This window comes from Wolbachia endosymbiont of Nasonia oneida (assembly GCF_009012935.1).
Taxonomy (GTDB): domain Bacteria; phylum Pseudomonadota; class Alphaproteobacteria; order Rickettsiales; family Anaplasmataceae; genus Wolbachia; species Wolbachia pipientis.
This window is the reverse complement of record NZ_QESS01000031.1, coordinates 1-5,128: the sequence shown is the minus strand read 5'-3', so window position 1 is coordinate 5,128 and position 5,128 is coordinate 1. Positions and strand designations below refer to the sequence as shown.

The following is a 5,128-nucleotide window of genomic DNA, read 5'->3' as shown; positions in this document are numbered from 1 at the left end:
TTTAGTTCAGTTTTTAACCATTCTTTCCTTAACTTAATGGCAGTGGAGAAGGTACTAGCCTGACACCCTGACAACCGTCATCCCGCTGCTTGTTAGCGGGATCTATGCTAATGCCCTTTTATTCTTTCAATTATGTTATTTCCATTTAAATCTGTCTGTTCCGCAACTTCAGTGAATACAGTTGAATACTCCTTAAAACTGATTGTCATAACTTTACCCTACTTTGAATAATATTTTGATCATTACATATTGTAACAAAAAAAATCAACTCATTTCTTCTAACGGCTCTATATTAAAGATAGAAAGTCCAGAAGCAATGACGTGTGCTAAGGCTTGGACAAGTTGCAGCGGTGAGATCTTTCTTATATTTTTAATTGTGTAATCTCCTGTGTTTGTAAATGTTTTTTCTATGCCCCACTGCAGTAATAAGTACTCTGCGCTCTGAATGATTTATGCTGTAAATTATACAGTAGTTGCTAACCCTTATCCTATATTGCCCTCTAAAGCTATGACATAAAGGCTTTCCTAGATTAAAAGGATCAACTGTAAGGCGTTTCTTTATGGCCTCCTGAACCATTAATTTAATCTTTGCCGGAAGAGCTGGAATTTCTTTTTCAATAACATTTTTTAAGAATTTTATAGTGTAAGTTTTATTTCCAGATGTTTTCATCATCCTCTACTTCTTCTTCACCTTCAGAGAGGCGATCGTCAGCTATTTTGGATAGCTCTACATCTTCTTCGAACTCTTCTTCCACTAAATCTACTAAAACTTCAGGAATAGTTTTATTTTGAGTCTCTGCCATTTCTGTAAGATACTGAGCCAATTTACTGTCAAAACTTACATTAACATTGAGCTTTTTTTGACTGTGAGCCATATATTAACCAGAAAATACTACTATAAACTATAACATTTTTACTTAATTTTGTCAACTTCTCTATTCGTTGAAAAAACAATCTTGCATAAAAAAATCAACTCATCTCTTCCAAAGACTCTATATTGAAGATAGAAAGTCCAGAAGCGATGACGTGCGCTAAGGCTTGCACGAGAAACATTCTTGCAGCGGTGAGGTTTAAGTTGTCTTCCAGTATGAAACGCATGTTTAAATCACTCTTGCCATACCCCCATAAAACGTGAAACGCTTCTGCAACTTCAAGTAAGTAGAAAGTAATTCTGTGTGGCTCACAAAGCCTTGCTGCAATTTCTACCACATCTGGCCACTTTGCTAAGGTTTTTATGAGGAAGAGCTCTCCACCTGTCCTTAAAAGTGAAGGATCTGCTGTTGGGAGCTCTTTTGGAGCATTACGCATTAACGAATGAGCACGAGCATGCGCATATTGCACGTAAAAAATAGGGTTGTCTTTTGACTGTTCTTTAACTTTAGCAAAATCAAAGTCCAAGACCATATCATTCTTGCGTGTTAACATTATAAAACGAGTTATGTCCCTGCCAACTTCTTCCACTACATCTCTTGCTGTGAGGAAATTTCCTGATCTTTTGGACATCTTAACAGGTTTGCCGTTCTCGAAAAAATTCACAATATTATGCAGTTTTACCTCTATTTTTGCTTGATCATCACTGAGCGCAGAGACGACTGCTTTGAGTCTTTTGACATAACCGCCGTGGTCACTACCAAGCTCTACGATCATATTGTTAAAACCACGCGATATCTTATCAAAATGGTAAGCGATATCCGAGGCAAAATAAGTCCAACTGCCGTCCTCTTTCTTCAATGCACGGTCAACGTCATCACCAAATTTTGTAGAGCGAAATAGCATCTCTTTTCTGGAAGTCCAATTTTCGCTTTCTTTGCCTTTTGGTTTCTCCAGGTACCCTTCATACACTAGACCCTTGTCAGACAATATCTTTATACTCTCTTCAATTTTGCCACTTTTTTGTAGCTCATACTCTGAAGTAAAAACATCATGATTTACTCCAAGCAAGTTCATGTCTTCCTTTATGAGTTCTAAGATAAAACTTAAAGTATATTCCCTAATTATTTGATTATCTTGCTTTTTTAGAAATTCCTTGCCATATTTTTTAGCTAGCCCCTCCCCTATTGGTTTTAAATATTCACCTGGGTATAAACCTTTTTCTATACTGATTTTTTCTCCCAGAGCTTCTTTGTACCGCAGATATACTGACTTTATTAGTGTATCTATCTGCGCTCCAGCATCGTTAATATAGTATTCCTTAGTAACTTTATAACCAACTTTTTTCAATAAATTTGCCAGAACGTCACCAAATACTGCCCCTCTTGCATGACCAATATGCAGTGGACCAGTTGGATTTGCAGATACAAATTCAACATTGATGGCCTGATTGTTCCCTATATCTAGGGTGCCAAACTCTGTTTTTAGCTCATTTATTTGTTTTAAAATCCCATGCCATACTTTTATTTTTAAGTGTATGTTGATGAAACCAGGGCCCGCTATTTCCACTTTTGCAACTTCATCAAAAAGTTCAAATTCTTTGGCTAAAACCTCTGCAATTTCAATGGGATTCTTCTTTTCATGCTTTGCGAGCACCATAGCAACGTTTGTGTAAATGTCTCCATGTGCTCTGTTACTTGGGGGTTCTACGATAAAGTTTGTTGTATCTGTATTTATAATACCCCTTTGCTTCAACTCGTTTAATTTACTCAAAATTAAGGAAGAAGCCCTTTTGAAAATGTTCATCAACTAGAAAAACTATGAAAACCTCCAACAATATAGCGAATAAGTGGGGCTAGTTGAAGGTTTATCTTAACTATTTTATCTTCCTGGATCAGAGTTTATATTAAGTCGTTGCCGTAACCATGGTAAGAGAAAGCCATACCTTCGCTGTAACCATCATTACCAGCATCAGGCTCTTCAACATCATCAGTTACTACCTGATCTTCAGTTGTGATTTTATCCTTGATCGTCTCGTCTACACCCTCATCACTATAAGAAAATTTGTTAGTATATGAATAGCGATTATTGATTTTATCACTATAGTTATGTTTTAACATAGAGACCTCCTATACAGTCAAAATTGGAATTACATTAAGATAGAACAAGCTATGAATATAACGTGAATGAAAGAAACTACAGATCACGAAATTTCCGGATAACTATGGAACCATTATAAAATAATAAAATTAAAAATTTAATAATTTTAATTATAAATCTAGCATATCAACTAACGGTATGATTTAAATTTTCTTTCAATTCCACTGTATCTTCGCCAGTTTTGCATACAGCCCGTCTTTACTTATTAGAGAGTCATGAGTTCCTACTTCTTCTACTTTTCCATGATTAATTACTATAATCTTGTCAGTCTTGAGTGCGGTTGATAGCCTGTGTGTAATTACGATTGTTGTTCTGTTTTGCATTAACTTGCTCAATGCTTTTTGCACGAGGTTCTCACTTTTGTAATCAAGGGCAGAGGTTGCTTCATCCAGTATTAAAACCTGAGGATTGTTGAGTATGGCCCTTGCTATTACAATACGTTGTTTTTGTCCTTCAGAAAGTTTTAATCCTCTTTTTCCTACAAATGTATCAAATTTATCAGGCAGCTTATCAATAAATTCCATTGCATAAGCGCTGATGGCTGCTTGCTTCACTTCCTCATATTCGGCACCTGGTTTGCCATATAGTATATTTTCCATTATTGAGCAAGAAAATATCATGTGATCTTGTGGCGCTAAGCCAAACAACGATCTGAGGTCATTTAGCGCAATTGACTTAATATTGTGCCCATCGATAGTAATGCTACCTTTGTTTGGATCATGAAAACGGAGCAGAAGCTTTAAAATGGTGCTTTTACCACTGCCAGATGGTCCAACAATTGATACTGCTTGACCTGCCTCTATAGAAAATGATACGTTATCTAATGCTGGCTTATCAGCATAAAAAAATGTTACACCATTAAACGAAATTCCCTTTTGAACACTACAAATTTTTATAGGATCATCGGGATCTGCTATAGAGCTTTTCATATTTTTAAATTCAAATAAACGCTCTACTATTCCAAGACCTCGTTGTAAATCACTGATATTATCGCTCAAATTATTTATAGCTCCTGCTGCGAGCGCTGAATAAAACACAAATGAGGAGAGTTTTCCAATAGTTATATTATTGCTTAAGACTTCTTTAATACCAAAAAAGAGCAAAACAACTAGTGAACCTATCACACACGTGATAACTAGAGTTACTAGAATAGCACGCAAGAGTACTAATTTTACGTATGATTTTGATACTGAGTTTAAATGTTCCTTAAAACGGATTTTTTCGTTTTCCTCGAGTACAAACGATTTGATGGTTACGATAGACCGAAAATTTTCCTCACTAAGTGATGCAAGCTCACTTAATTTATCCTGGGCAAAGCGTGCATAGCTACGCACTTTTTTTCCAAGTGAGGTCATGATAATGAGTAGTATAGGTATTATTGCGGCTGCATACGCAGTTAGTTGTATATTTGTATATAATAACATAGCAACACTGCCAATCAGAATCACAAAATTTCGTAATATGGTTAGTAAGCTGCTGTTTATTATTGATTGCAGCACAGAGGTATCAGTAATTAACGCTGAGATAACATCTTGTACGCCTGTGTTCTCAAAGAAACTTGGTTGCAAGTTAGTGATACTGCTATATAAGTCATATCTGATTCTTGCGATAACTTTCTCGCTGCCAATGCCAATGAAATATAACCGAGTAAATGCAGTGAGAGAAATGGCTAAAACTATAAGTATTGCAACTAATAGTTTGGTAGTAAAATCGTGCTCTGTGCCAGAATCAATTATATTGCTTAAGCCTCTGCCAAAGAGGAGGATCGTTAAGGCTGAAAATAAAACTGCAATAAAAGCTATGATGAAATAAGATAGATTAGGCTTTATATAGTAAAATAACTGCCTAATATTAGATCGCATCTTATTTTAAAGTTTCTAAAGTTAAGTATATAGATTTTAGTTTCAGGGGAAAGGGGAAAGGTGTAGTATGAAGCAATTTAGGTTCTGCAGCTGTTGTGATTTTAGTCCACCAAGAAAGGGTAGTAGCTCGCAGAAACAAAAAACTTACTTGACAAACTCCGCCAGCCCCCTTATCATGAAACTGAAGCTATTAGACTTCTTTCGAAACTAGGATAAAGTAGTAAAAATAGTAATTT

At 35.8% G+C, this 5,128-nt stretch carries 5 protein-coding genes; all 5 read right to left on the bottom strand.

Translation table 11 applies throughout. The features are described from left to right. Positions 1-370: 370 nt before the first annotated feature. A complete protein-coding gene (locus tag DEF52_RS05780) occupies positions 371-670 on the bottom strand; it encodes a type II toxin-antitoxin system RelE family toxin (protein WP_077188096.1) in 300 nt (99 codons plus the stop codon). Then, the gene (locus DEF52_RS06335) at positions 651-875 is read right to left on the bottom strand and encodes a hypothetical protein (RefSeq protein ID WP_010962565.1); all 225 of its coding nucleotides are present in this window, start codon (positions 873-875) and stop codon (positions 651-653) included. The genes DEF52_RS05780 and DEF52_RS06335 overlap by 20 nt, the downstream gene beginning before the upstream one ends. A gap of 94 nt (positions 876-969) precedes the next feature. Then, complete coding sequence (gene argS, locus DEF52_RS05770) at positions 970-2,676, bottom strand: arginine--tRNA ligase (RefSeq protein WP_151808114.1); 1,707 nt, start codon at positions 2,674-2,676, stop codon at positions 970-972. 95 nt (positions 2,677-2,771) lie between these two features. After that, positions 2,772-2,990 (bottom strand): hypothetical protein, encoded by a 219-nt coding sequence (locus DEF52_RS05765; RefSeq protein ID WP_010962563.1) that lies wholly within the window; start codon positions 2,988-2,990, stop codon positions 2,772-2,774. A gap of 195 nt (positions 2,991-3,185) precedes the next feature. Then, a complete protein-coding gene (locus tag DEF52_RS05760; protein ID WP_151808113.1) occupies positions 3,186-4,892 on the bottom strand; it encodes an ABC transporter ATP-binding protein in 1,707 nt (568 codons plus the stop codon). Positions 4,893-5,128: the final 236 nt, after the last annotated feature.

Coding starts and splice junctions, on each gene's coding strand:
- DEF52_RS05780 (WP_077188096.1), bottom strand. CDS start 670: ATGAAAACATCTGGAAATAAAACTTACACTATAAAATTCTTAAAAAAT.
- DEF52_RS06335 (WP_010962565.1), bottom strand. CDS start 875: ATGGCTCACAGTCAAAAAAAGCTCAATGTTAATGTAAGTTTTGACAGT.
- argS (WP_151808114.1), bottom strand. CDS start 2,676: ATGAACATTTTCAAAAGGGCTTCTTCCTTAATTTTGAGTAAATTAAAC.
- DEF52_RS05765 (WP_010962563.1), bottom strand. CDS start 2,990: ATGTTAAAACATAACTATAGTGATAAAATCAATAATCGCTATTCATAT.
- DEF52_RS05760 (WP_151808113.1), bottom strand. CDS start 4,892: ATGCGATCTAATATTAGGCAGTTATTTTACTATATAAAGCCTAATCTA.